General features: G+C 65.3%; 20 protein-coding genes and 1 pseudogene. 19 read left to right on the top strand and 2 right to left on the bottom strand.

The window, feature by feature from the left end:
* Positions 1–69 precede the first annotated feature (69 nt).
* Both mgtE and ACSKB9_RS06230 read left to right on the top strand, forming a co-directional pair.
* Positions 70–1,491 (top strand): magnesium transporter, encoded by a 1,422-nt coding sequence (gene mgtE, locus ACSKB9_RS06235; protein WP_438072030.1) that lies wholly within the window; start codon positions 70–72, stop codon positions 1,489–1,491.
* 126 nt (positions 1,492–1,617) lie between these two features.
* Positions 1,618–1,938, top strand: a complete 321-nt coding sequence (locus ACSKB9_RS06230; RefSeq protein WP_028343385.1) for a helix-turn-helix domain-containing protein — start codon at positions 1,618–1,620, stop codon at positions 1,936–1,938.
* Between the two features lie 694 nt (positions 1,939–2,632).
* Here the strand turns inward: ACSKB9_RS06230 and ACSKB9_RS06225 are convergent.
* Positions 2,633–3,175, bottom strand: a complete 543-nt coding sequence (locus ACSKB9_RS06225) for a DUF6428 family protein (protein WP_438072028.1) — start codon at positions 3,173–3,175, stop codon at positions 2,633–2,635.
* 49 nt (positions 3,176–3,224) lie between these two features.
* On the opposite strand from ACSKB9_RS06225, the gene ACSKB9_RS06220 reads away from it, so the two are divergent.
* The 4 genes from ACSKB9_RS06220 to ACSKB9_RS06205 are packed head-to-tail and all read left to right on the top strand — an operon-like array spanning position 3,225 to position 5,852.
* On the top strand, positions 3,225–3,584 hold the full coding sequence (locus ACSKB9_RS06220) for an ArsR/SmtB family transcription factor (RefSeq protein WP_438072026.1): 360 nt from the start codon (positions 3,225–3,227) through the stop codon (positions 3,582–3,584).
* Positions 3,584–4,270, top strand: a complete 687-nt coding sequence (locus ACSKB9_RS06215) for an aquaporin (protein WP_438080084.1) — start codon at positions 3,584–3,586, stop codon at positions 4,268–4,270. The genes ACSKB9_RS06220 and ACSKB9_RS06215 overlap by 1 nt, the downstream gene beginning before the upstream one ends.
* Positions 4,267–4,689, top strand: a complete 423-nt coding sequence (gene arsC, locus ACSKB9_RS06210) for an arsenate reductase (glutaredoxin) (RefSeq protein ID WP_438072024.1) — start codon at positions 4,267–4,269, stop codon at positions 4,687–4,689. Before ACSKB9_RS06215 ends, arsC begins: the two co-directional genes overlap by 4 nt.
* The gene (locus ACSKB9_RS06205; RefSeq protein WP_438072022.1) at positions 4,686–5,852 is read left to right on the top strand and encodes an MFS transporter; all 1,167 of its coding nucleotides are present in this window, start codon (positions 4,686–4,688) and stop codon (positions 5,850–5,852) included. The genes arsC and ACSKB9_RS06205 overlap by 4 nt, the downstream gene beginning before the upstream one ends.
* Here ACSKB9_RS06205 and ACSKB9_RS06200 read toward each other — a convergent pair.
* Complete coding sequence (locus ACSKB9_RS06200) at positions 5,821–6,729, bottom strand: LysR substrate-binding domain-containing protein (RefSeq protein ID WP_225646971.1); 909 nt, start codon at positions 6,727–6,729, stop codon at positions 5,821–5,823. The genes ACSKB9_RS06205 and ACSKB9_RS06200 overlap by 32 nt on opposite strands.
* 382 nt (positions 6,730–7,111) lie before the next feature.
* Here ACSKB9_RS06200 and ACSKB9_RS06195 point away from each other — a divergent pair, with 382 nt between their 5' ends.
* From ACSKB9_RS06195 to ACSKB9_RS06135, 13 genes and pseudogenes are all read left to right on the top strand, one after another.
* Entirely contained in the window at positions 7,112–7,942 is an 831-nt protein-coding gene (locus tag ACSKB9_RS06195) for a phosphonoacetaldehyde reductase (RefSeq protein WP_438072021.1), read from the top strand.
* A gap of 25 nt (positions 7,943–7,967) precedes the next feature.
* Positions 7,968–9,216 (top strand): annotated as a pseudogene (gene phnA / locus ACSKB9_RS06190) (phosphonoacetate hydrolase).
* Between the two features lie 26 nt (positions 9,217–9,242).
* Entirely contained in the window at positions 9,243–10,691 is a 1,449-nt protein-coding gene (gene phnY / locus ACSKB9_RS06185; RefSeq protein WP_438072020.1) for a phosphonoacetaldehyde dehydrogenase, read from the top strand.
* A gap of 86 nt (positions 10,692–10,777) precedes the next feature.
* Positions 10,778–12,094 (top strand): MFS transporter, encoded by a 1,317-nt coding sequence (locus ACSKB9_RS06180; protein ID WP_438072018.1) that lies wholly within the window; start codon positions 10,778–10,780, stop codon positions 12,092–12,094.
* A 208-nt stretch (positions 12,095–12,302) separates the two neighbouring features.
* Positions 12,303–13,337, top strand: coding sequence for an IS110 family transposase (locus ACSKB9_RS06175; protein WP_438072016.1), 1,035 nt, complete (start codon positions 12,303–12,305; stop codon positions 13,335–13,337).
* 638 nt (positions 13,338–13,975) lie between these two features.
* Positions 13,976–15,280, top strand: a complete 1,305-nt coding sequence (locus ACSKB9_RS06170; RefSeq protein WP_438072014.1) for an MFS transporter — start codon at positions 13,976–13,978, stop codon at positions 15,278–15,280.
* A 52-nt stretch (positions 15,281–15,332) separates the two neighbouring features.
* Positions 15,333–16,109, top strand: a complete 777-nt coding sequence (locus ACSKB9_RS06165; RefSeq protein ID WP_438072012.1) for a maleate cis-trans isomerase family protein — start codon at positions 15,333–15,335, stop codon at positions 16,107–16,109.
* Between the two features lie 15 nt (positions 16,110–16,124).
* On the top strand, positions 16,125–16,931 hold the full coding sequence (locus ACSKB9_RS06160; protein ID WP_438072011.1) for a GntR family transcriptional regulator: 807 nt from the start codon (positions 16,125–16,127) through the stop codon (positions 16,929–16,931).
* Entirely contained in the window at positions 16,928–17,692 is a 765-nt protein-coding gene (locus ACSKB9_RS06155) for an aspartate/glutamate racemase family protein (protein ID WP_057020829.1), read from the top strand. The genes ACSKB9_RS06160 and ACSKB9_RS06155 overlap by 4 nt, the downstream gene beginning before the upstream one ends.
* Positions 17,692–19,104, top strand: coding sequence for a dihydropyrimidinase (gene hydA / locus ACSKB9_RS06150; protein ID WP_438072009.1), 1,413 nt, complete (start codon positions 17,692–17,694; stop codon positions 19,102–19,104). The genes ACSKB9_RS06155 and hydA overlap by 1 nt, the downstream gene beginning before the upstream one ends.
* A 46-nt stretch (positions 19,105–19,150) precedes the next feature.
* Positions 19,151–20,074, top strand: a complete 924-nt coding sequence (locus ACSKB9_RS06145) for an alpha/beta fold hydrolase (protein ID WP_438072007.1) — start codon at positions 19,151–19,153, stop codon at positions 20,072–20,074.
* Positions 20,075–20,523: 449 nt separating this feature from the next.
* The gene (locus ACSKB9_RS06140; protein WP_438080082.1) at positions 20,524–22,170 is read left to right on the top strand and encodes a phospholipase C; all 1,647 of its coding nucleotides are present in this window, start codon (positions 20,524–20,526) and stop codon (positions 22,168–22,170) included.
* 109 nt (positions 22,171–22,279) lie between these two features.
* Positions 22,280–23,176, top strand: a complete 897-nt coding sequence (locus ACSKB9_RS06135) for a cytochrome c peroxidase (RefSeq protein WP_438072006.1) — start codon at positions 22,280–22,282, stop codon at positions 23,174–23,176.
* The last annotated feature ends 53 nt before the right edge of the window (positions 23,177–23,229 follow it).

Below are 23,229 nucleotides of genomic sequence, written 5' to 3'. Positions count from 1 at the left end.
CGATTAGGTAATCCGTTCCGCACTCATCCAACCAGTTTTTCCCCTCCTGTCAAACCGGCGAAACACGGCATGGCCGAGAATTTCGACGTTGCCGAACCCGCCGAGGCCGATCCGCTGGCCCGGATGCCGATGCGGGACGAGGAGGGCGAGCTCCGCGGCGAATTCGTCGCGGCGATCACCCGGGCCATCCACGCCGCCGACCGGCCGCTGCTGTGCGAGGTGGTGGCGGAACTGCACGAGGCCGATCTCGGCGACCTGATCGCGGCGCTGGAGCCGGACGACCGCGTCACCCTGGTCGAGATCACCGGCACCGATTTCGACTTCTCGGCGCTCAACGAGGTCGACGAGACCGTCCGCGAGGAGATCCTCGAGGAACTCGAGCCGGAGACGGTTGCCGAGGGCGTCCGCGAGCTCGAATCCGACGATGCCGTCGAGCTCCTGGAGAGCCTCGACGAGGAGGACCAGGAAGAGATCCTGGAGAAGCTGCCGGAGGCCGAGCGCGAGGACATCGAGCGCAGCCTGCTGTACCCGCAGAATTCCGCCGGCCGGCGGATGCAGACCGAGTTCATCGCGGTGCCGCCGGATTGGAATGTCGGGCAGGCGATCGACTATATGCGCGACACGCCGGATCTGCCGGATCGCTTCTACGAAATATATGTGGTTGATGCCGACAAGCACCTGCTGGGCGCGGTGCCGCTCAACGTGCTGCTGCGCACGCGCCGCCCGGTTCCGATCAAGGACCTGATCGACGAGGACCGCCGCCGGGTCTCCGCGCTGGAGGACCAGGAAGAGGTCGCGCGGATGTTCGGCAAGTACAACCTGGTCGCAGCTCCCGTGGTCGACACCATCGACCGGCTGGTCGGCGTGATCACCATCGACGACGTCGTCGACGTGATCGAGGAGGAGGCAGACGAAGACTTGAAGGCGCTCGGCGGTGTCACCAGCGACGAAGAGCTGTCCGACACGGTGTGGACCATCGCCCGCGGTCGCTTCAACTGGCTCTTGGTCAATCTCGCCACCGCGTTCCTGGCCTCGTCGGTGCTCGGTCTGTTCGAGGGCCAGCTCGAGAAGATGGTGGCGCTTGCGGTGCTGGCGCCGATCGTGGCGAGCCAGGGCGGCAATGCCGCGACCCAGACCATGACGGTCGCGGTGCGCGCGCTCGCCACCCGTGAGCTCGGCCCGTACAACGCGATGCGGGTGGTGCTGCGCGAGACCATGGTCGGGCTCGTCAACGGCATCGCCTTTGCCGTCATCACCGGCGTCGCCGCGGTGGCCTGGTTCAAGATCCCCGGCCTCGGCATCGTGATCGGGCTTGCGATCATCTGCAACCTGGTCGCCGGCGCGCTCGGCGGCATCCTGATCCCGATGGTGCTGGAACGGGTGCGGGCTGACCCCGCGGTCGCCTCCGGCACCTTCGTCACCACCGTCACCGACGTGGTCGGCTTCTTCTCCTTCCTCGGCATCGCCACGCTGTGGTTCGGCCTCAAGTAACGCGCTCGCGGGCAGGGCGGCGCATGGTCCGGGCGCGAGCCGCGCCGGGCCGCTTATCGTTAATCCGAACTTAACGCGCTTCATCGATGATGCCGCTATCTCCAAGGGGCCATCACGGGGGCCATCATGCAGCGGTTGCGGCTCAAGGCGGACGGACGGATCGTCGAATTGCGCGACGGGCAGGAAATCCCGCTCGTGCCCGCACATCCCGACCAGGCGGCGATGCAGCCTGCGGCAGCGCAGCCGGCCGTACGCGATCTGCGCCGCCGGGCCCAGCTCACCCAGCTCGAATTCGCCGCCAAGCTCGGCGTGCCGGTGGAAACCATCCGCAACTGGGAGCAGGGCAAGCGCGCGCCGCGTGGACCCGCCCGCGCGCTGCTCGCCGTGATCGCCCATTCGCCGGAGACGGTGTTCGCCGCGCTGTCGAGCGAGCCGACGGCGGCTTGAGCTGAGACGGTGTGCTTGGGCTTCACTGCCACACGGTAAATCACTCTTGCGCGCCGCATCCCCGCTGTCGTTCCGGCGCAGGCCGGGACCCATACGCCGCGGCAGTCATTGTAGGCGGGACGCGTCGTTCCGGCATTGCATAACAATTTACATTTGTGGTTATGGGTCCCGGCCTGCGCCGGGACGACAGTGAGTGTGTGGCACCGTTTGTGAGTCATACGTCCGCATTCTCGCGACATGAATTGTCCGAGCTTTGCTCTTCGCTTCGCCGCTCTGGAAACAGAGGGCGCAGGGAAAGCCGGGTGCCGATCGCACCCATGGGTCCCGCGTAATAGAAAACGCGGGAGGTAGGACCACAGGTGTAACCGGAAACAACCCGGCTTTCCCTGCGCGATGGGTTACGGCTTATACGTGCTCTCCCCGGCGAGACTTGGCTTGCTTGTCACCGCCTTCACAACGCGCTTCGCGCAATGCGAAAAGACACCTGCCACTAGGGCGTCAGGACCACACGACTTCACCGTCCATCTCAGTCACGCGTCGTCGGTCGTGACCTCGGCGTCCACCGCATCTCACCACAACACTCCTGACGATGCGCAGCGCCCCTCGATCGGGTGAGACGGGTTATTCATACATTGAGTTGCCTTTCGGATAAAGCGAAATATTTTTGCTCCGAGGGCTTGACCCGTCGGGCAATTCAGTGATCGGCAATTTCCGGGCAGCAGGGCTGTTTGGCTCTCGGTGCGCAGCAGGACTGCTGTTCCTGGAGCCATCGGTCGCGCGGCTTGCAGCTCGACGGACGCGCCGAGAGATAGACGCGGATCGCCGCGTCGCCGGCATCCATGCGTTCGGCGCGATAGATCTGCATCGGCCGAACACCGTCGCTCACCTCGAACGTCAGCCGGGCTTGCGGGTCGAAGCCGACGGCCTCGTCGACCTTGCGGATGTTCGCAAGAAATTTTCCGGCCGGCATGTGACCGCGGTTGTCCTCCTCGATGTCCCAGAGCTGAATGAAGGTCTCGCTCCAGCTCTCCGGGTTCGCGCCGCAATCGAGCGCCCTGAACGAACCGGTCTTGACTTCGGTCACGTGGTAGCTGGGGCGGACGTCCCGGCCGTCGTAGCTGAAGATCAGCGGTTTCTCCTTGTGCGCCTCAAGGCCGGAAAGGAGGGCCGCGGATGACAGCTCTTCCACCGGAAGCAGGGCGCCGACGATCGAACGGGTATTGGCAAGCGTGTCCATGGCTGCTATCCTCATTTCAACGATTGTTGAATTGTAGGATTATCGAAAGATGGAGGAGCGTCAAGCCCGAACCGCCTTCGCCGCGTTGTCGCAGGAAACGCGGCTGCGGATCGTGCGGCTGCTGGTCCAGGCGGGTCTCGAGGGGATGGCCGCGGGGGCGATTGCGGAGGCGGTCGAGGTGTCGCCATCCAACGTGTCGTTCCATCTGAAGGACCTCGAGCACGCCGGCATGATCGTGCCGCGCCGCGAGGCGCGCTCGATCATCTACTCGGCGGATTTCACCGGTTTGCGTGACCTCATCGCCTTCCTGATGAAGGATTGCTGCGCGGGCCACCCGGAGATCTGCGCGCCGGCGCTCGCCGCCACCCAGTGCAAGCCTTCCACCAGCAAGAAGAAGGCGCGTGCGTGATGCGCGATTTCGATCTGCCACGGCGCCTTGTGGCGGAATGTCTCGGCACGTTGCTTCTGGTCGCGACCGTCGTCGGCTCCGGCATCATGGCAGAAACCCTGACCAAGGACGTGGCCCTGGCGCTGCTCGGCAATACGCTGCCGACCGGTGCCATCCTGGTGGTGCTGATCACGATCCTTGGACCGATATCCGGCGCGCATTTCAATCCGGCGGTGACGCTGGTGTTCACGCTCAAGGGCGAGCTCCGCCCGCCGCACGCCGCGCAGTACGTCGTGGCGCAGGTGCTCGGGGGAATCCTGGGTGCGATGGTCGCGCATGCCATGTTCGGCCTGCCGCTCCTGGAGTTCTCCGCCAAGGCGAGGACCGGGTTCCCGCAGTGGTTCGCGGAATTCGTTGCCGCGTTCGGACTGGTCGCAACAATCATCGGTGGCCTGCGGTTTCGCGAGGCCGCTATCCCATGGCTGGTCGGGCTCTACATCACGGCCGCCTACTGGTTCACCGCGTCCACGTCTTTCGCCAACCCGGCCGTTGCCATCGCGCGATCATTCACCGATACGTTTTCCGGTATCCGCGCGCAGGATCTGCCGGGATTCATCGTCGCCGAGATTCTGGGGGCGATGGTCGCGCTGGCGCTGATGACGTGGCTCCTGCGGCAGAGCGAAACGAAGATGGAAGCAATCCGATGACGATCACGATCTACCACAATCCCGATTGCGGGACGTCGCGCAACGCCCTGGCCATGATCCGCCAAAGCGGGGAGGAGCCGGAGATCGTCGAGTATCTCAAGACGCCACCCGCGCGCGACACGCTGATCGCGCTGATCAAGGCCATGGGCATGACGCCCCGCGCGCTGCTCCGCGAGAAAGGCACGCCTTATGCAGCGCTCGACCTTGCCAATCCGAAATGGGGCGACGACGAGTTGATCGATTTCATGATCGCGCATCCGATCCTGATCAATCGGCCGATCGTGGTCTCGCCGAACGGCGTGAAACTGTGCCGGCCGTCCGAGGTCGTGCTTGACCTTCTCGCCACGGACATTGGCCAGTTCGTCAAGGAAGACGGAGAAGTGGTTCCGTCCAGGACGCCGGGTGCGCGCGCCGGATGAGCCGCCGTGCAGACAACGTCCTGATTGTTGCGCTCGGGACCACGCAAACCCTTGCCTGGGCGTCGAGCTATTATCTGCCTGCCATCCTCGCGGACTCGATCGCGCGGGACCTCGGCATCTCGACGAACTGGCTGTTCGCCGCGTTCTCGATGGCGCTCGTGATCTCCGGGCTGCTCGGTCCGCGCGTCGGCCGCCAGATCGACCGGATGGGCGGACGCGAAGTGCTCTGCGCGTCCAACCTCATCCTGGCGTCCGGTCTGATCCTGCTCGGGCTGTCGCAGGGCGGCGTGCTGATGGCGGTGAGCTGGCTGTTGCTCGGCGTCGGCATGGGTCTTGGCCTGTATGATGCAGCCTTCGCGGCGCTCGGGCGCATTTACGGCAACGCCGCCCGTCGCTCCATCACCGGCATTACGCTGATCGCGGGCTTTGCCAGCACGATCGGCTGGCCGCTGAGTGCGTGGGGGCTGGCAACCATCGGCTGGCGCTGGACCTGTTTCGGCTGGGCTGCGGCGCACATCCTGATCTGCTTGCCGCTCAACGGCCTCCTGATCCCCAGGCTAAAGCGGGAGCATCGGATCGCGGCCGACACGCCGAAGCCGCACATTCCCATCGACCGCGCGATGGTGTTACTCGCCTTTGCCTTCGCCGCCGCCTGGAGCGTGACGTCGGCGATGGCGGTTCATCTGCCGCGAATTCTGGAGTCGCTCGGTGCGACGCAGGCGCAGGCGATCGCGGCGGGCGCACTGATCGGCCCGGCTCAGGTGGCGGCGCGCATTGTCGAAGCGAGCCTGCTGAAGCGCTTCCACCCGCTCTGGTCGGCGCGCCTGGCCTGCATCACACATCCCTTGGGCGCCTGCGTCATCGGCCTGTTCGGCGGTGGCTTCGCGGGGGTGTTCGCGCTGTTGCACGGTGCAGGGAATGGAATCCTGACGATCGCGCGCGGCACGCTGCCGCTGGCGATATTCGGTCCGAAGGATTACGGCTACCGCCTGGGACTGCTCGGCGCGCCGTCGCGACTGTCTCAAGCCCTCGCGCCCCTCATATTCGGATTCCTGATCTCGCCGCTCGGTGGCTACACGCTTGCGGTCACATCGGCTCTGAGCTTGGCCGCGCTTCTGGCACTGTGCGCACTCAAGGCCGGGCCGAAGACCCCCTCGCGCTAGCATCACGACCCTTCATCCGCCGGACCGTGTCGATGAACGCCTTGATGATCGGGGAATGGCCGCGTCCGCTGTGATGCGCGATGCTGTACTGGGTCTTGATGGTGCGGTCGCTGATCTCCAGCGCGCGCAGATTGGGATGCGGCACGAATTCGAAGTCGGCGACGACGCTGATGCCGAGGCCGCGCTCGACCGCCTTCCACACACCCTCGCGGCTCTCGATCTCGAACACCGGTTCGATCCTGATGCCCTCGGCCTGCATCGTCGCCTCGAACGCGCGCCGCGTGGTCGAGCCGCGCTCGCGCAGCACGATGGGCTGGTCGGCCAGCTCGCGCAGCCTGACCGACTTGCGCTTGAACCAGGGATGGTCGCGGTTGACGAACACGATCACGCGGTGCGTGCGGTAGGGGATCATGGTGACGCGCGGGTCCTCCGGCACCTCCGCCAGGATCGCGACGTCGGCCTCGAAGTCGACGATGTGGCGGAAGGTGCGTTCGGAATTGCCGAGCAGGGTCGAGATCTGCACCTCCGGATGATCGCGCTTGAACGCCGCGATGATCTCGGTGGCATGAAACGGCCCGACGGTCGCGACCCGCAGATGGCCCTTGGTCGCCTTGCCGTGCGCGGCCAGGAGGTCGTGAGCCTCGTCGCAGAACGTCATGATGCCGCGGGTGATCTCGAACAGCGCGGCGCCGGCTTCAGTGAGCTCCGTATGCCGCGGCTTCCGGATCAAAAGCTCGACGCCGTAGCTCTCCTCCAGTTCCTTGACCTGGATGGTCAGCGTCGGCTGCCCGACGTTGAGCACGCGCGAGGCCGCGGTGAAGCCGCCATGGGTGGCGACCGCGTGGAAGGCGCGAAGCTGGCTGAACACTATTGACATAATCAATAGAACGCATCCGCAGAATGAATTTGTCAATAGCAGCCGGAGCCGTACCTTCGCGCCAAACGGAGGACGCGCGGATGGACTGGACTTATTCCAACCCGGTGAGGATCGAATTCGGAGCCGACAGCTTCGAACAAGCTGCCGGGACTGATCGGCAAGCGCGCCTACGCGCTCGTGACCTATGGCGAGCCGGTCTTCGACGAGCTCGAGCGGCGGCTGCGCGCCGCGGCGGGACCGTCTGTCCTGACCATCCGCGACGTAGCGCCCAATCCGGACTACCGCCTGCTCACCGAACAGACCGCGCGCTTTGCCGGGCTCGCGAGGCAACCCGAGGTGATCGTCGCGCTCGGCGGCGGCTCGGTGATCGAACTCCGCCAAGGTGTTCGCGGCCGCCGGCGGCGACTTCGCGACCGTCAAAACCTATCTGGAGACGCAGCAGGGCGCCGAGCGCCTCGCGGCGATCCCGATCATCGCGGTGCCGACCACCGCGGGCACCGGCAGCGAGGTGACCTGCTGGGGCACGGTGTGGGACGAGGCCAACGGCAAGAAATACTCGCTGGCGCGTCCGTCGCTCTATCCGACCCATGCCGTGATCGATCCGCGCCTGATGCTCGGCAAGCCGCAGCTTCTGACCGTCAGCACCGGGCTCGACGCGCTGTCGCATGCGCTGGAGAGCATCTGGAACGTCAACAACAATCCGGTGTCGGCCAACCACGCGGTGGCCGCGGCACGCAGCATCCTCGAGGTGCTGCCGAAGCTCGCCAACGACCTCGGCAATCTCGAGCTGCGCAGCCGCATGGCGCAGGCGGCGCTGTTCGCGGGCCTGGCATTCTCCAACACCAAGACCGCGATCGCACATTCGCTGTCCTATCCGATTACGCTGCGGCACGGCGTCCAGCACGGCATCGCCTGCTCGTTCTCGCTGCCGATGGTGCTGCGCAGCGTCAAAGGGGCGGGCGGGCTCTGCGAGGACAGCTTGAGGCAGATCTTCGGCGCCGACCTGGCCCGCGCGGCCGACGATCTCGAGGACTTCATGGCGCGGCTCGGCATCTCCTGCAATCCGGCCGCCTACAGGATCGAGCGCGCCGAATGGCACGCGCTGATTGCGGACTCGCTGGAGGGCGAGCGCGGCCGCAACTTCTTAGGGTCGAAGGAACGGCTGATCGAGGCAGCGCAGACGCAGCGGATGCCGAGCGCGGCGAACGCGTGACGACGGCGCAGTGACGAGGAGAGGCATCATGCAAGACAATCGTAAAACCATCACCGTGAACGGGCGCGATTACGAGGCGCCGACGCGGCCAACCGTCGTGATTTGCCTCGACGGTTCGGAGCCCGGCTATATCGAGCGGGCGATCGAGGCCGGCGTCGCGCCGACCTTCGCGCGCTTCATGAAGGAGGGCGCGCACGTCCATGCCGCCAGCGTGATCCCGAGCTTCACCAATCCGAACAACCTCTCGATCATCACCGGACGTCCGCCCGCGGTGCACGGCATCGCCGGCAACTACTTCTACGACACGGCGAACAACGCCGAAGTCATGATGAACGATCCGAAGTTCCTGCGCGCACCGACCATCCTCGCCGGTGTCCACGACGCCGGCTACAAGGTTGCCGCCGTCACCGCCAAGGACAAGCTGCGCACCTTGCTTGCGTACGGTCTGGACTATTCCAGCGGCCGCGCCATCGCCTTCTCGTCCGAGAAGGCCGACCAGGCCACCAGGGCGGCGAACGGCATCGATGATGTGCTCGATTTCGTCGGCCTGCCGCTCCCCGAGGTCTACTCGGCCGATCTGTCGCGCTTCGTGTTCGCGGCCGGCGTCAAGCTGGTCGAGCGTTACCGTCCCGATCTGATGTACCTGTCGACCACCGACTACATCCAGCACAAGGTCGGGCTCGGCACCAAGATCGCCAACGACTTCTACGCGATGATCGACGGCTATCTTGCGAAGCTCGATGCGCTCGGCTGCAACATCGTGGCGACCGCCGACCACGGCATGAACGACAAGTTCCTGCCCGACGGCAAGCCCGACGTGATCTACCTCCAGGACGTCGTGGACGACTGGACCGGTACGGGCGCCGCACGCGTGATCCTGCCGATCACCGATCCCTATGTCGCCCATCACGGCTCGCTCGGCTCGTTCGCGACGATCTACACGCCGGAGGGCGCCAACGTCGAACACGCTGCTGTCGCGACTGCGTGCGATGGGAGGCATCGAGGTCGCGCTGACGCGCAACGAGGCCTGCGCCAGGTTCGAGCTGCCGCCGGACCGGATCGGCGACATCGTCGTGATCTCGACCAGGCACAAGGTGCTCGGCACCAGCGAGGCGCGTCACGATCTGTCGGGCCTGACCGAGCCGCTGCGCTCGCATGGCGGACTGACCGAGGAGCGGGTGCCGCTGATCGCCAACCGCAAGATCGCGCTGCCCGCCGGCCACGCCCTGCGCAACTTCGACGCCTTCGACGTCGCGCTCAACCGCATCCAGTGACGCATTCGGACCCCAAGGACAGTGCCATGAACATCCAGAGCCCGGCCGTTCGCCATGAGCAGATGCGCATCGCGGGCATCCTCGTCGACACCGACGAGCATGTCGAGGTTTTCAGTCCCTACACCAACAAGGTGGTGGGCACGGTGCCGGCGGCGCGGCCGGAGCATGTGCGCAGCGCCTTCGCCAAGGCGGCCGCGTTCAAGCCGAAGCTGACGCGCTACGAGCGCCAGCGCATCCTGCTGCGCACCGCCGAGATCCTGGCCGGGCGCAAGGAGGAATTCGCGCGGTTGATCACCGCCGAGTCCGGCCTGTGCTGGAAGGATTCGCTCTACGAGGCCGGGCGCGCCTATGACGTCTATTCGTTTGCCGGCCAGCTCGCGATCAAGGACGACGGCGAGACGTTCTCCTGCGACATCAGCCCGCAGGGCAAGGCGCGCAAGATCTTCACGACGCGCACCCCGCTGCTCGGCGCGATCTCGGCGATCACGCCGTTCGACCATCCGCTCAACATGGTGAGCCACAAGATCGCGCCGGCGATCGCGACCAACAACCGCGTGGTGCTGAAGCCGACCGAGCTGACGCCGCTGACCGCGCTCGCGCTCGCCGACGTGCTCTACGAAGCCGGGCTGCCGCCGGAAATGCTGTCGGTGGTGACCGGCAATCCGCATTCGATGGGCGATGCGATGATCACCGATCCGGACGCCGATCTCGTCACCTTTACCGGCTCGGTCAGGGTCGGCAAGCACATCGCCAATAAAGCGGGCTACAAGCGCCTGGTGCTCGAGCTCGGCGGCAACGATCCGCTGATCGTGATGGAGGACGCCGACCTCGACAAGGCGGCCGAGCTCGCGGTCACCGGCGCCACCAAGAATTCCGGCCAGCGCTGCACGGCCGTGAAGCGCATTCTCTGCGTCGAGGCGGTCGCCGACGATTTCGCCGCGCTGGTGCTGACGAAGGCACGCAAGCTGAAATGCGGCGACCCGATGGACCCGACGGTCGACGTCGGCACCGTGATCCATGAGGGCGCGGCGAAGGAATTCGAGCGCCGCGTCAATGCCGCCGTCGCCGACGGCGCCGAGCTGCTGCACGGCAACGCTCGTGACGGCGCGCTCTATCCGCCGACCGTGGTCGACCGGATTCCCTACACCAGCGAGCTGGTGATGCAGGAGACGTTCGGGCCTGTGATCCCGATCATCCGCGTGCCCAACGACATCGACAGCGTGATCCGGATCTCGAACGCGACCGCGTTCGGGCTGTCATCCGGCGTCTGCACCAACCGGCTCGACTACATCACGCGGTTCGTCAATGAGCTCGACGTCGGCACCGTCAACGTCTGGGAAGTGCCGGGCTACCGGATCGAGATGTCGCCGTTCGGCGGGATCAAGGATTCCGGCCTTGGCTACAAGGAAGGCGTGCAGGAGGCGATCAAGAGCTTCACCAACATCAAGACCTATTCGCTGCCCTGGCCGGTCTAGAGCAGCGCGTTCGACGAGGGCCGCACGCGGACAACAAGAACAACGCGGCGGCCGACTGCGATCAACCAAACAAAGGGGAGGCCTCAATGTCGATCACGTTCAGTCCGTCGGGCGTCGGCTCGGTCGGAGTCCAGAATCCGGAGCTTGCGACATCGTTCCGCCGCGCGCAGTGGCGGATGCTGTTCGCGGCGATGTTCTGCTATCTGTTCTTCTACACCGGGCGGCAAACCTTCGGCTTCGCCATTCCCGGCATCCAGGCCGAGTTCGGCGTCACCAAGGAGGCGCTGGGCTGGGCCAGCGCGGCGCTGCTCTGGTGTTACGCGGTCGGGCAGGCCATCAACGGCAATCTCGGCGACAAGTTCGGCGGCCGCCGCGTGATGAGCGCCGGCGCGATCCTCTCCTTCATCATGAATTGGGCCACCAGCCTGTCGACCGGGATCGTCAGCCTCACCGCGTTCTGGGGCATCAACGGCTATTTCCAGTCGATGGGCTGGGCGCCGGGCAGCCGGCTGCTGTCGAACTGGTGGGGCCGCCACGAGCGCGGCACGGTCTACGGGCTCTATACATTCGCGGCGGGGCTTGCCTCGGTGCTGTCGTTCGTCACCTCGCTCGTCGTGGTCGGCTACTTCCAGCTCGACTGGCGCTGGATCTTCCGCATCCCGGTCGTGCTGCTGCTGCTCGGCGGCATCGCGTTCTACCTGATCGCGCGCGAGAAGCCCGAGGACATGGGCTTTGCCTCGCCGCATGACGAGGCCGACGATGTCGCTGCAAGCGAAGCTGCGGTCAGCGCCGATGAGGGCTCGCTGGCGCGCTACAAGGCGGTGCTGTCGAACTGGCGCCTTTTGGTCGCCGGCGTCGCGATCGGCTTCCAGAACGCGGCGCGTTACGGCCTTTTGGTGTGGGTGCCCGTGCACTTCCTCGGCAGCAACTGGGCCAAGGCCGGCGCCGCCTCGGTGATCGATCCGCGCTGGATCAGCATCGCGCTGCCGGTCGGCATGGCGGTCGGCGCGTTCAGCAATGGCTGGGTCTCGGACAAGGTGTTCGGCTCGCGCCGCTACCTCGCCATCGTGCTCTACATGGCGCTCGCCGCGGTCACCTCGCTGTGCATGTACGCGATCCCGACCTCGGACGTCGTTCTCGGGATGACGGTGCTGTTCCTGTGCGGCTTCTTCACCTACGGTCCGCAATCCTCGTTCTGGGCGCTGTGCCCGGATCTGGTCGGCCACAAGCGGGCAGGGACCGCGACCGGGGTGATGAACTTCTTCGCCTATCTGTTCGCAGGTCTCGGCGAGCCGATGATCGGCCACTTCATGGACAAGCATAACCAGACGTCGCTGGTGTTCCTGGTGGTCGCTGTCTGCGCGACCTCCAGCGCGGTGGTGGCGGCCTTCATCCGTCGCTAGCTCACTCACTGCGTCCCGGGCAACGGCCCCGGGGCGCCGCTGTCCGTGCCCACGTAGATGGGGTAACGGGCCGGCCGCCCGCTCGCTACGGCGCAATTTGGAAGCGCGCTCGCGAGCGGCCTGTTGGTTGGAAGGCGGTCGTCCCTCAAGCTGATGGTGTCGAAACGGAGTCGGGCAAGCCCGCTCCAAGCATCATCGAGGGACGACCATGTACCACTATGCAGGAATTGATGTGTCTTTGGAATGCTCGAGCGTTTGCCTTGTCGATGGGACAGGCAAGATTTTGCGCGAGACGAAGGTCGCGAGCGAGCCGGAGGCGCTGATCGCCTGGTTCCGGTCGCTGGGTCTGGTACTGGAACGGATCGGGCTGGAGGCAGGCCCGCTGTCACAATGGCTTTACGCAGCGATCCGGGACGCAGGATTTGCGGTTGAGCTGCTGGAAACGCGGCACGTTCGCGAAGCCTTCAAGTCGATGCCGGTGAAGACGGACCGCAACGATGCCCGCCGGATCGCGCAGTTGATGCGGCTCGGCTGGTTCCGACCGGTGCACTGCAAGTCGGTCGCGGCGCAGGAGACCCGCGCCATCCTGACGGCGCGCAAGCTGCTGCAATCCAAGCTCCGCGACATTGAGAACAGCCTGCGCGGCGTGCTCCGCGGCTTTGGCCTGAAGGTCGGCACGACCACCGAGCGCAGCTTCGCCGAACGCATCCGCGAGCTCGTGACCGGCCATCCCGGACTGGAGTTGGTCGCGGCGGCGCTGCTCCAGGCCCATGCCGTGCTGCTGCGGGAGTTCAAGAGCCTGGACAAGCACACCCAGAAGCTCGCCAGGACGCATCCATCCGCCAAGCTCCTGATGACGACGCCGTCCGTTGGTCCGATCGTGGCGCTCACCTATGCCGCGGCGATCGACGACCCGCAGCGCTTCCGCTCCTCGAAGGCCACGGGAGCCCACTTTGGGCTCACTCCGAAGAAGTACCAATCCGGCGAGACCGATTACACCGGCCGCATCAGCAAGATCGGCGATGCGTCCGTGCGCGAGGCACTCTACCAGGCGGCTCACGTCATGCTGACCAAGCCGGTCAGAAATTGCTCGGCGCTGAAGAGCTGGGCGATGCGGATCGCCAGGCGCGCAGGCATGCGCAAGGCCAAGGTAGCGCTCGCGCGCAAACTCGCCGTGATCCTGCATCGCATGCTCGCCGACGCTCGACCGTTCAATCCGACGGTCAACGCCATGGCAAGCTAAGCAAGGAGTATCGATCGGTTCTGGGCGGGCCACGACACCAGGCTCTCCCCGAGCGAGGTCCCTAGCCGGGACGATGGATCCGGTCAGGCCGCCATCCGGGAAGTGGCTCACAACCACGCTTCCGTAGATTGGCCGGCCGGCTCCTCAAATGCACCCCATCAGGCGACGGCCACCGCGCCGATCCCGTACAGAAGCAAGTGCCCGGCGACTGGATCACGCAAAAAGGGATTGACTAACCAAGGCCCGTTACAGAAGCCCGGATGAGCGAAGCGATATCCGGGGCTGGTTTTGTCCCCGCATGTCGCTTCGCTCATGCGGGCTACGCTCGTTTTTGCAGTGAGCAGAGCACCGAGGCGGGCGATTGTTGCAGCGGCGACGCCGGGCCAATTCCCTGCAATCGCCTGCCTCGCGCGGCTGACCTGACGCCCAATTCCTGATCATCGGCTGCTCAATTGAAGCGCAAGATTGATAAAATATCGACTTATATCAACAAGATAAACTAAATTGTATGCAGAATACAAAATGTGCTTGTCCCGTTTGCCGCCTTGAAGCAGACTTCACGCAGGGCAGGAGAGGCCAGCGACCGTCAAGGACGAGGGGCGCGGCAGGGCAAAACAATCTGTCGGGAGGAGCAAGCAATGAGCGATCAGGTGTCCACCATCGCAATGGCAGATACGGCAAAGCCTTCAGGCGTGCGCTGGAAGATTTTCCTGCTGATGCTGTTCCTGATCTCGATCAACTATATCGATCGCGCCTCGCTCTCGGTCGCGATGCCGGTCATCGCCAAGGAGTTCGATATCGATCCGGCGATGCAGGGCCTGATCCTGAGCTCGTTCTTCTGGACCTATGCGCTGATGCAGGTGCCGGGCGGCATGCTCGCCGATCGCTTCAAGCCGCGTATCGTGATCGCGCTCGCGACGCTGTTCTGGGGCTTCTTCCAGGCGCTGGCGGCGCTGTCCACCAGCTGGATGCTGCTGCTGCTGACCCGGCTCGGGCTCGGCGCGTCGGAAGCGCCGATCTATCCGGCCGGCGGCAAGCTCAACGCGATCTGGATGACGCAGACCGAGCGCGGCCGCGGCGCCACCTTGCTGGACGGCGGCGCACCGCTTGGTGCGGCGCTCGGCTCGATCGTGATCGCCTGGTTGATGGCGGCGTTCAGCTCCTGGCGCGTCGCCTTCGTCATCGCCGGCGTCGGCACCATGCTGTGCGGGCTGTGGGCCTGGTACTACATCCGCAACGTGCCGCGCGAGCATCCGTCGGTCAATGAAGCCGAGGCGCGCTATATCGAGGAGGCGCACGCGATCGAGGATGCGGCGACGCCGCCGTCTTCGGGCGCAAGCTGGATGGCGTATTTCCGGTTTCGCTCGGTGTGGTGCATGTGCCTCGGCTGGATGTTCTTCAACACCACGTTCTACGGGCTGCTGACCTGGATGCCGACCTACCTGTTCAAGGTGCACGGCTTCGACATCAAGGCGCTGGGCGGCGCGTCCTTCATCATCTTCTTCGCAGGCTTCGTCGGCGAACTGGTCGGCGGCTGGATCGGCGATAACTGGCGGGAGCGGGGCGGGTCGCCCAACACCGTGTTCCGCACGCTGTTCGGCATCGCGGCGATCATGGCGACGGTCTCGATCTTCCTCGTCGCCTACGTCACCAACGCGGTTGCGGTCGTGGCGCTGCTGTCGACGACGCTGTTCTTCCTGCGCTGGTGCGGCATGTACTGGGCGATTCCGTCAGCGCTGGCGGGCCGCGGCAAGTCCGGCTTCCTTGGCGGCTGCATGAATCTCGGCGGCAACATCGCCGGCATCACGACGCCGCTGATCGTCGGCTTCATCGTGCAGGCCACCGGCTCCTACTTCCTGGCCCTGATGTATTTCGCCGCCGCGGGCATTGCACTGTTGATCTGCTCGACCCTGATCGATTACAGCCGCAAGCTCCCGGTCTAGAACGGATGCGGCCGAATCCGCCAAGGGTTCGGCCGCTTGATGAGGCTCACCAATGACACGTCCTATCCGGCTCGGCATGCTGACGCCGTCGTCGAATACCGCGCTCGAGCCGATCACCTGCGCGATGCTATCGGGGATCGACGACGTCTCGGCGCATTTCTCGCGCTTCAAGGTGACCGAGATCGCGCTGTCGGAGCAGGCGCTGCGCCAGTTCGACGCCAGTGAGATTCTTTGCGCGGCCGAGCTGCTCGCCCATGCGAAAGTCGACGTCATCGCCTGGAACGGCACCTCGGCGAGCTGGCTCGGTTTTGATCGTGACGAGAGCCTGTGCGAGCAGATCACGACGGCGACCGGGATCAAGGCCTGTACCACGGTGCTGGCCTATCGCGACCTGTTGCGGCGGATCGGCGCCAGCCGCATCGGGCTGGTGACGCCATATCGCAAGGATGTGCAGGAACGGATCATCGCCAACTGGAATTCGCAAGGGCTGCATTGTTTTGCCGAGCGGCATCTGTCGCTGCAGGACAATTTCTCCTTTGCCGAGGTCAGCGAGGCTGAGGTCGCAAAGCTGATCGAGGAGGTGGTGCGCGAGGGCTGCGATGCCGCCGTCGTGCTCTGTACCAACATGCGCGGCGCTGGCGCGGCCGAGCGGCTGGAGCGCGGATTTGGCGTCCCGGTGCTGGATTCGATTGCGGTGACACTGTGGGCATGCCTTGCCGCGGCCGGCTGCGATCCGTCGCGCGTGCAGGGCTGGGGCAGCCTGTTCTCGAACCCCGATCTGCGCGCGGCCGCCGCGATCCACGTGGGAGGGCGCGATCTCCAATCATGACAGTGAAGGCAAGCGGTGACTGAACCCAAGGCGACCAGACGTAACAAGGAACCCAAGCGCGCGATGACCGCGCTGCAACGGCGCCGTCTGCGCGTGCCGCGGGTTGGGCTGCACGAGCAGGCGGCGACGCGGCTGCGCACCATGATCGTGCGCGGCGAGCTGGCGCCGGGGCAATCGCTGGGGGAGGCGGACCTCTCCGACGCGCTCGGCGTCTCGCGCACGCCGCTGCGCGAGGCGCTGAAGCAATTGGCGAGCGAGGGCCTGGTCGAGCTGCGGCTCAACCACAGCGCCGTGGTGGCGCCGTTCCGCCGCGCCGAGCTCGCCGAACTGTTCGAGGCCGTCAGCGGCATCGAACGCTGCGCCGCCGAGCTCGCCGCGCTGCGCATGGAGCCGGACGACTTCGAACGGCTCGCGGCGCTGCAGGACAAGATCGAATGGCATCACGGCCGCGGCGAGCTGCGCGATTATTTTCAAGTTAATCAGCAGATCCATTCGGCGATCGTCGGCTTCGCCCGCAATGCCGTGTTGAAGGCGACGCACGAGGCGCTGCTGGCGCGGGCCGAGCGGGCGCGCTTCTTCGCGCTGTCGGTGCTCGGCCGCTGGGATGAATTGGTGCAAGAGCATCAGGAGATTTTGTCGGCGCTGAAGGCGCGTGATGCGGCCCGGGCTGGGCAGATACTGGCCCACCACGTGCGCCGCACCGGCGAGATCGTCGCCGAGACGCTGGATGCCAAGGCAATGAACGACAAGGCGGACGACGCCGCGGCACCGGAGGCACCGGCAAGGCCACGCGGCCGCAAGACGAGGGACGTTGCGCCATGAAGATCCTGCTGCTCAATCCCAACACGACGGCTGATGTGACGGATCTGCTCCATGCCGCCGGCAGCAAGGCGGCGTCGGCCGGCACCGAGCTCGTGCCGCTCACCGCCGCGCGCGGCGTGCCTTATATCGCCACCCGCGCCGAGGCCCAGATCGGTGGGGCGATCGCGCTGGAGATGCTGGCCGAAGCCGGCCCCGGCGTCGATGCCGCTGTCATCGCGGCGTTCGGCGATCCCGGCCTGTTCGGCGCGCGTGAGCTGTTCGCCTTCCCCGTCGTGGGATTGGCCGAAGCTGCGATGCTCACGGCCTGCATGCTCGGCCGCCGGTTTGGTATCGTCACCTTCGCCGGCGCGCTGGCGCCCTGGTACGAGGAATGCGTCGCCATGCACGGGCTGAGCTCGCGCTGCGCCGGCATTCGCACGCTTGACGGTCATTTCCAGTCGATCTCGGAGGTGCAGGCCGAGAAGGAGGAGCTGCTGGTCGCGCTCGCCAACCGTGCGGTCGATCAGGACAACGCCGACGTCGTCATTCTGTCGGGCGCACCGCTTGCCGGACTCGCGGCAAAAGTCCGCGACCGCATTCCGGTGCCGGTGGTCGATCCGGTCGCGGCGGCGGTGCGGCAGGCGGAGACGCTCGCCGTGCTCAAGCCGCGCAAGGCGGTGGCCGGCACCTTCCGCCGTCCCGATCCGAAGCCGACGCGCGGGCTGGCCGAGCCACTCGCCGCAATCATCGAACACCGCTCACCGAAGGAGGGAACAAACTGATGTCCTTCGACACCATTATCCGCGGCGGCACCGTGGTGACCGCGGCCGACACCTTCGCCTGCGACGTCGGTATCCGCGGCGGCAAGATCACGGCGCTCGGCCATGATCTCGGCGATGCAGCCACGATCATCGACGCCACCGACCGCCTGGTGCTGCCCGGCGGCATCGACAGCCATGTCCACTTCGCCCAGCCGTCCGGCGACCGCATCGTAATGGCCGACGGTTTTGCCAGCGGCACGCGATCGGCGGCCTTCGGCGGCAACACCACCGTGCTGCCGTTCTGTCTGCAGGAGAAGGGCCAGACCCTGCGCGAGGCGCTGAAGCATTACCATTCGCTGGCCGAAGGCGAGTGCCATGTCGACGTCGCCTTCCATCTCATCCTCACCGATCCGACCGAGCATGTGCTGGGCCAGGAGCTGCCGGCGCTGGTCGAGGACGGCTACACCTCGCTCAAGGTCTTCATGACCTATGAGGGCCTCGCGCTGTCGGATCGCGAGCTGCTCGAGACCATGTCGGTCGCGCGCGAGACCGGTGCCATGCTGATGGTGCATGCCGAGAATTTCGACGCCATCCGCTTCCTGACCGACCGGCTCGAACGGACCGGTAACACCGCGCCGCGCTTCCATGCGACGTCGCGGCCAATTCCGGTCGAGCGCGAGGCCACCCATCGCGCGATCTCGCTGTCCGAGCTCGTCGACGTGCCGATCATGATCGTGCATGTCTCGAACCGCGAGGCGATGGACGAAATCCGGCGCGCGCAGCAAAGGGGCTTGCGGGTCATGGGCGAGACCTGTCCGCAATACCTCATGCTGACCGAAAAGGATCTCGATCAGCTCAACATGGAAGGCGCAAAATACGTCTGCTCGCCCCCGCCGCGCGACGTCGCCAGCCAGCAGGCCTGCTGGGAAGGTCTGCAGCAGAAGGTGTTTTCGGTGTTCTCGTCGGACCATTGTCCGTTCCGTTACGACGACCCGCAGGGCAAGCTTGCGCCGAAGGGACGTACCAGCTTCCGCTGGGTGCCAAACGGAATCCCGGGCGTGGCGACGCGGCTGCCGATCCTGTTCTCCGAAGGCGTGGTGAAGGGGCGGATCGACCTCAACAGCTTCGTCGCCTTCAGCGCCACCAACCATGCCAAGATCTACGGCCTCTATCCGCGCAAGGGTACCATCGCGGTCGGCTCGGATGCTGACATCGCGCTGTGGGACCCGAAGCGCAAGGTGACGATCCGTCACGAGTTGATCCACGACGGCGCGGACTACACGCCCTATGAGGGGCTCGAGGTCACGGGCTGGCCGGTGCTGACCATGGTGCGCGGCAAGGTCGTCGTCGATAACGGTACGCTCATTGGCGGCAAGGACCACGGCACCTATCTGCCCCGCGCCAAGCCGCCGAAGGCCGCGACCATTCCGTAACGCGACCAAATCCGTAACAAGCAAAGAGAGAAGGCAGGAGATCAACATGCCCTATGCTGTGACAGACGACGGAATGCGGCTCTATTTCGAGGAGACCGGATCGGGGCATCCGGTGATCCTGGTTCACGAGTTCGCCGGCGACTTGCGCAGCTACGAGCCGCAGATGCGGCACTTCGGCAAGCGCTTCCGGACCATCGCCTACAATGCGCGCGGCTTTCCGCCGTCGGATGTGCCGGAGCAGGTCTCGTCCTATTCGCAGGCGCGCGCCGCCGACGATATCCTGGCGGTGCTCGATCATATCGGCGCGCCGAAGGCGCATATCGTCGGTCTGTCGATGGGCGGCTTTGCGACGCTGCATTTCGGATTACGTCACCCTGATCGGGCGCTGTCGCTATGCATCGGTGGCTGCGGCTACGGCGCCGAGCTCGATAAGCGCGAGACGTTTCGCGCCGAGGCCGACGTGATCGCGGGCATGATCCGCAAGGAGGGCATGCCGACCTTCGCCGAGCGCTACGCCTACGGGCCGACCCGCGTGCAGTACGAGAACAAGGACCCGCGCGGCCATGCCGAGTTCAAGGCCATGCTGGCCGAGCATTCGGCGGTGGGATCGGCCAACACCCAGCAGGGCGTACAGAAGGAGCGCCCTTCGCTCTACACGCTGGTCGACGAGATGAAGCGGATCAAGGTGCCGACGCTGATCATCACCGGCGACGAGGATTGGCCTTGCCTGCTGCCGGGCATCCTGATGAAGCAGAGCATCCCGTCGGCCGCGCTCGCGGTGATGCCGAACTGCGGCCACGCCATCAACATCGAGGAGCCCGACGAATACAACCGGATCGTCGGCGAATTCCTGGCGCAGGTCGAGAGCGGCCGCTGGCCGCAGCGCGATCCGCGCGCGGTCAGTGCTTCGATCACGGGAATTCAGTGCTTCGATCACGGGAATGAAGGGGTAGGCTTCACGCCGAGTTGAATCGCGGCCTTCACCCGCCACCAGACCAAGCATCCGCGCTTTTCGGGACACACCCCCGGAAAGCGCGGATTTTTTTCGGGCGTGAGCAAGCCGCGACAGCCGGCGGTGCACAACCTGTTCGCATGATTGCTGACTGCTGCAGTCATCTCCAACGCGATCCTTTCAATTCCAAGTCTCGTGACCGAAGCCGCGTCCACGGATAGCCGCTCGCGTGAGGAGTAACGTCTGCCATGCGCGCAAAGATTGGTCCCCCGATATCTGCAACCGATGCGGACATGAGCGCGCATCATCGTTCGTCGCATTCATTCGACCGACACAGCGCTGTCATCGGTGGTGGATAACTTGTCGCAGGTCGACGTCATAAATCCTTAAAAATAAAAAGGGGCACTACGGTGAAAGCCAAATTTCTTTCGACGGTCGGAGTTTGTCTGGTTGCTGCCGCTGCGGTGATGTGCAGCGCCGCCGCTCAGGACGACAACAAGGGCAATAGCGGCCACGATCATCATCCGCACGACATCCACACCCAAACGCCGATCAAGCATCTCGTCGTCATCTTCAACGAGAACCGCTCGTTCGATCACTACTTCGCAACCTACCCGGTTGCGACCAACCCGAGCGGCTCGATTCCGTTCACGGCGAAGCCGCATACGCCGAAGGTCAACAACCTCGCCAGCGCCAATCTGTTGACCAACAACCCGAACAACAACCCGGCCAACGGCACCGGCGCAACCAATCCGTTCCGCCTCGACCGCACCCAGGCCAACACCAAGTCGCAGAACCACGCCTACACGCCCGAGCAGCAGGCAGTCGACAACGGCAAGGAAGACCTGTTTCCGAAATTCACCGGTCGCGGCACCGCCGGCGGCGTCGGCGCGTTCGGCACCAACGGGCAGGTGATGGGCTATTTCGACGGCAACACCGTCACCGCGTTCTGGAATTATGCCCAGAACTTCGCGATGAGCGACAACAGCTGGACCGACACCTTTGGTCCGTCGACGCCCGGCGCGCTCGAGGTGATCTCCGGTCAGACCAACGGCGCGCAGAACATCGTCGGCTCGTCATCGTCGATCGCCGACGGCCAGGGCGGCCTGACGCTGATCGGTGATACCGACCCTGCCTACGATGCCTGCTCGAGCACGACCAGCCAGGTCCTGATGACCAGCAAGAACATCGGCGACCTGCTCAATGCCGAGCAGATTAGCTGGGGCAGCTTCATGGGCGGCTTCGACCTGACGCTCAAGAACAGCAACGGCACCACCAACTGCGGCCGCAGCACGTTCTCGAGCAACGTCAACGGCACCGTCGTGGACTACATCCCGCACCACGCCTGGTTCCAGTACTACAAGTCGACCGCGAACCCGACCCATGCGCGGCCGAGCTCGGTGAATGCGGTCGGACACTCCTATATGCCCGGCAGCAAGACGCTCGATCCGGCCAATCATGCCTACGATCTCGAGGACTTCTATGCTTCGGTGAAGGCCGGCAACTTCCCGGCCGTCTCCTACATCAAGATGCCGGCCTATCAGGACGGTCATCCTGGCAACTCCGATCCGCTCGATGAGCAGGCCGGCAATGTCGAGCTGATCAACTTCCTGCAGAAGCAGAAGGAGTGGGGCGAGACCGCCGTCATCGTCACCTATGACGACTCCGACGGCTGGTACGACCACCAGTACCTTGCACCGATCAGCGCCTCGTATGATCCCACCGCCGACCAGGTCAACGGTCCCGGCCAGTGCGGTCGCGGTATCGGCAGGCAGACGCCGCCGAACGGCCTCAACGGCCAGCCGGTAAACGGCCGCTGCGGTCCCGGTACGCGTGTCCCGTTCCTGGTGATCTCGCCCTTCGCCAAGCGGAATTACGTCAGCCACACCCGCATCTCGCAGGCCTCCGTCGTTCGCTTCATCGAGGACAACTGGCTGCACGGCCAGCGTCTCGGCGGCGGCTCGTTCGACGACAACGTCGAATCGATCGCCGACATGTTCGACTTCGAGCGCGGCCACGGCCAGGACCACGAGTACCGGCAGGACACGCTGTTTCTCGATCCGACCGCCGGCACCGTCATCGTCAGCGCGCCGGACGATCACCATCACCACTAACGCCCTTCGGTTCTGATCCAATCAGAACCGAAGCTCTGCCCTGACGCGTTCTGCTCGCGCGAACTGGTCTCCAGTTCGCGCGAAAACGCTTAACGACACTGGATCTGATATGAATGGCCGCACCTTGTGGCTTCTCGGCGCCGGCCTGCTGTGCATGGCCGGCGCCGTTGCGGCCGTCGAGACGCAGGGACTTCCGGGGACCAATCCGAACCCGGTGCAGCTCAGGCGTCCGCCTGTTGCTCCGCTGTCCGCCATGGCGCAGCTCGGCCAGAAGATTTTTTTCGACGCGTCGCTGTCCTCGTCGGGCGCATTGTCATGCGCGTCCTGTCACAGTCCGGACCACGCCTATGGGCCACCCAATGATGGGCCGGTGATGCTCGGCGGGCCCGCGCAATCCCGGCAAGGGACACGCGCCGTGCCGGGCCTGACCTATCTCGAGCGGCAGCCGAATTTCAGCATCGGGCCGGAAAAGGACGAAGACGACAATGTCGTCGACTTCGCGCAACTGGCCGCGCTCGGCCAGCAGGCTCCGCGCGCCAAGAAGGTCGCGACCGGCACTGCCGCCTCGGCGGTCTACATCGTGCCGCAGGGCGGACTGTTCTGGGACGGCCGCGCCGATACGCTGCAGGACCAGGCGATATTCCCGCTGCTCGATCCCAACGAGATGGACGGCGGCAGCATCGAAATCGTGGCGCAGAAGCTGCGCCAGGCGAGCTACGCGCCGCGCTTCGCCGAGCTGTTCGGCGCCGGTGTCTTCGACAGTACGCGGCTGCTGGTCGCGGAGGCGATGTTTGCCGTCGCGCGCTATCAGGTGGAGGAGCCGAGCTTCCATCCCTACACCGAGCAAGTTCGACTACTGGCTGGAGGGCAAGGCGCGATTGAACGAGAGCGAGCTGCGCGGCCTGCAATTGTTCAACGATCCGGACAAGGCCAATTGCGGCGGCTGCCATACGTCGCAGCCCACCCGGGACGGTCTGCCGCCGCTGTTCACCGATCACCAATATGAGGCGCTCGGCGCCCCGCGCAACGCCGCGCTAGCCGGCAACCGCGATCCCGATC

Source organism: Bradyrhizobium sp. BR 1433 (assembly GCF_051547665.1).
In the GTDB taxonomy this organism is placed as follows: Bacteria; Pseudomonadota; Alphaproteobacteria; order Rhizobiales; family Xanthobacteraceae; genus Bradyrhizobium; species Bradyrhizobium australafricanum.
Note: the sequence above shows the minus strand (reverse complement) of the source record. Positions and strands in the feature narration are given on the sequence as shown.

Bases quoted from the DNA above. Each gene is read 5' to 3' on its own strand.
- phnY (WP_438072020.1), top strand. From the start codon at position 9,243: ATGAACATCCAGAGCCCGGCCGTTCGCCATGAGCAGATGCGCATCGCG.
- ACSKB9_RS06180 (WP_438072018.1), top strand. From the start codon at position 10,778: ATGTCGATCACGTTCAGTCCGTCGGGCGTCGGCTCGGTCGGAGTCCAG.
- hydA (WP_438072009.1), top strand. From the start codon at position 17,692: ATGTCCTTCGACACCATTATCCGCGGCGGCACCGTGGTGACCGCGGCC.
- ACSKB9_RS06220 (WP_438072026.1), top strand. From the start codon at position 3,225: ATGGAGGAGCGTCAAGCCCGAACCGCCTTCGCCGCGTTGTCGCAGGAA.
- ACSKB9_RS06140 (WP_438080082.1), top strand. From the start codon at position 20,524: ATGTGCAGCGCCGCCGCTCAGGACGACAACAAGGGCAATAGCGGCCAC.
- ACSKB9_RS06155 (WP_057020829.1), top strand. From the start codon at position 16,928: ATGAAGATCCTGCTGCTCAATCCCAACACGACGGCTGATGTGACGGAT.
- ACSKB9_RS06230 (WP_028343385.1), top strand. From the start codon at position 1,618: ATGCAGCGGTTGCGGCTCAAGGCGGACGGACGGATCGTCGAATTGCGC.
- ACSKB9_RS06170 (WP_438072014.1), top strand. From the start codon at position 13,976: ATGAGCGATCAGGTGTCCACCATCGCAATGGCAGATACGGCAAAGCCT.
- ACSKB9_RS06165 (WP_438072012.1), top strand. From the start codon at position 15,333: ATGACACGTCCTATCCGGCTCGGCATGCTGACGCCGTCGTCGAATACC.
- ACSKB9_RS06175 (WP_438072016.1), top strand. From the start codon at position 12,303: ATGTACCACTATGCAGGAATTGATGTGTCTTTGGAATGCTCGAGCGTT.
- ACSKB9_RS06215 (WP_438080084.1), top strand. From the start codon at position 3,584: ATGCGCGATTTCGATCTGCCACGGCGCCTTGTGGCGGAATGTCTCGGC.
- arsC (WP_438072024.1), top strand. From the start codon at position 4,267: ATGACGATCACGATCTACCACAATCCCGATTGCGGGACGTCGCGCAAC.
- ACSKB9_RS06145 (WP_438072007.1), top strand. From the start codon at position 19,151: ATGCCCTATGCTGTGACAGACGACGGAATGCGGCTCTATTTCGAGGAG.
- ACSKB9_RS06200 (WP_225646971.1), bottom strand. From the start codon at position 6,729: ATGTCAATAGTGTTCAGCCAGCTTCGCGCCTTCCACGCGGTCGCCACC.
- mgtE (WP_438072030.1), top strand. From the start codon at position 70: ATGGCCGAGAATTTCGACGTTGCCGAACCCGCCGAGGCCGATCCGCTG.
- ACSKB9_RS06225 (WP_438072028.1), bottom strand. From the start codon at position 3,175: ATGGACACGCTTGCCAATACCCGTTCGATCGTCGGCGCCCTGCTTCCG.
- ACSKB9_RS06205 (WP_438072022.1), top strand. From the start codon at position 4,686: ATGAGCCGCCGTGCAGACAACGTCCTGATTGTTGCGCTCGGGACCACG.
- ACSKB9_RS06135 (WP_438072006.1), top strand. From the start codon at position 22,280: ATGAATGGCCGCACCTTGTGGCTTCTCGGCGCCGGCCTGCTGTGCATG.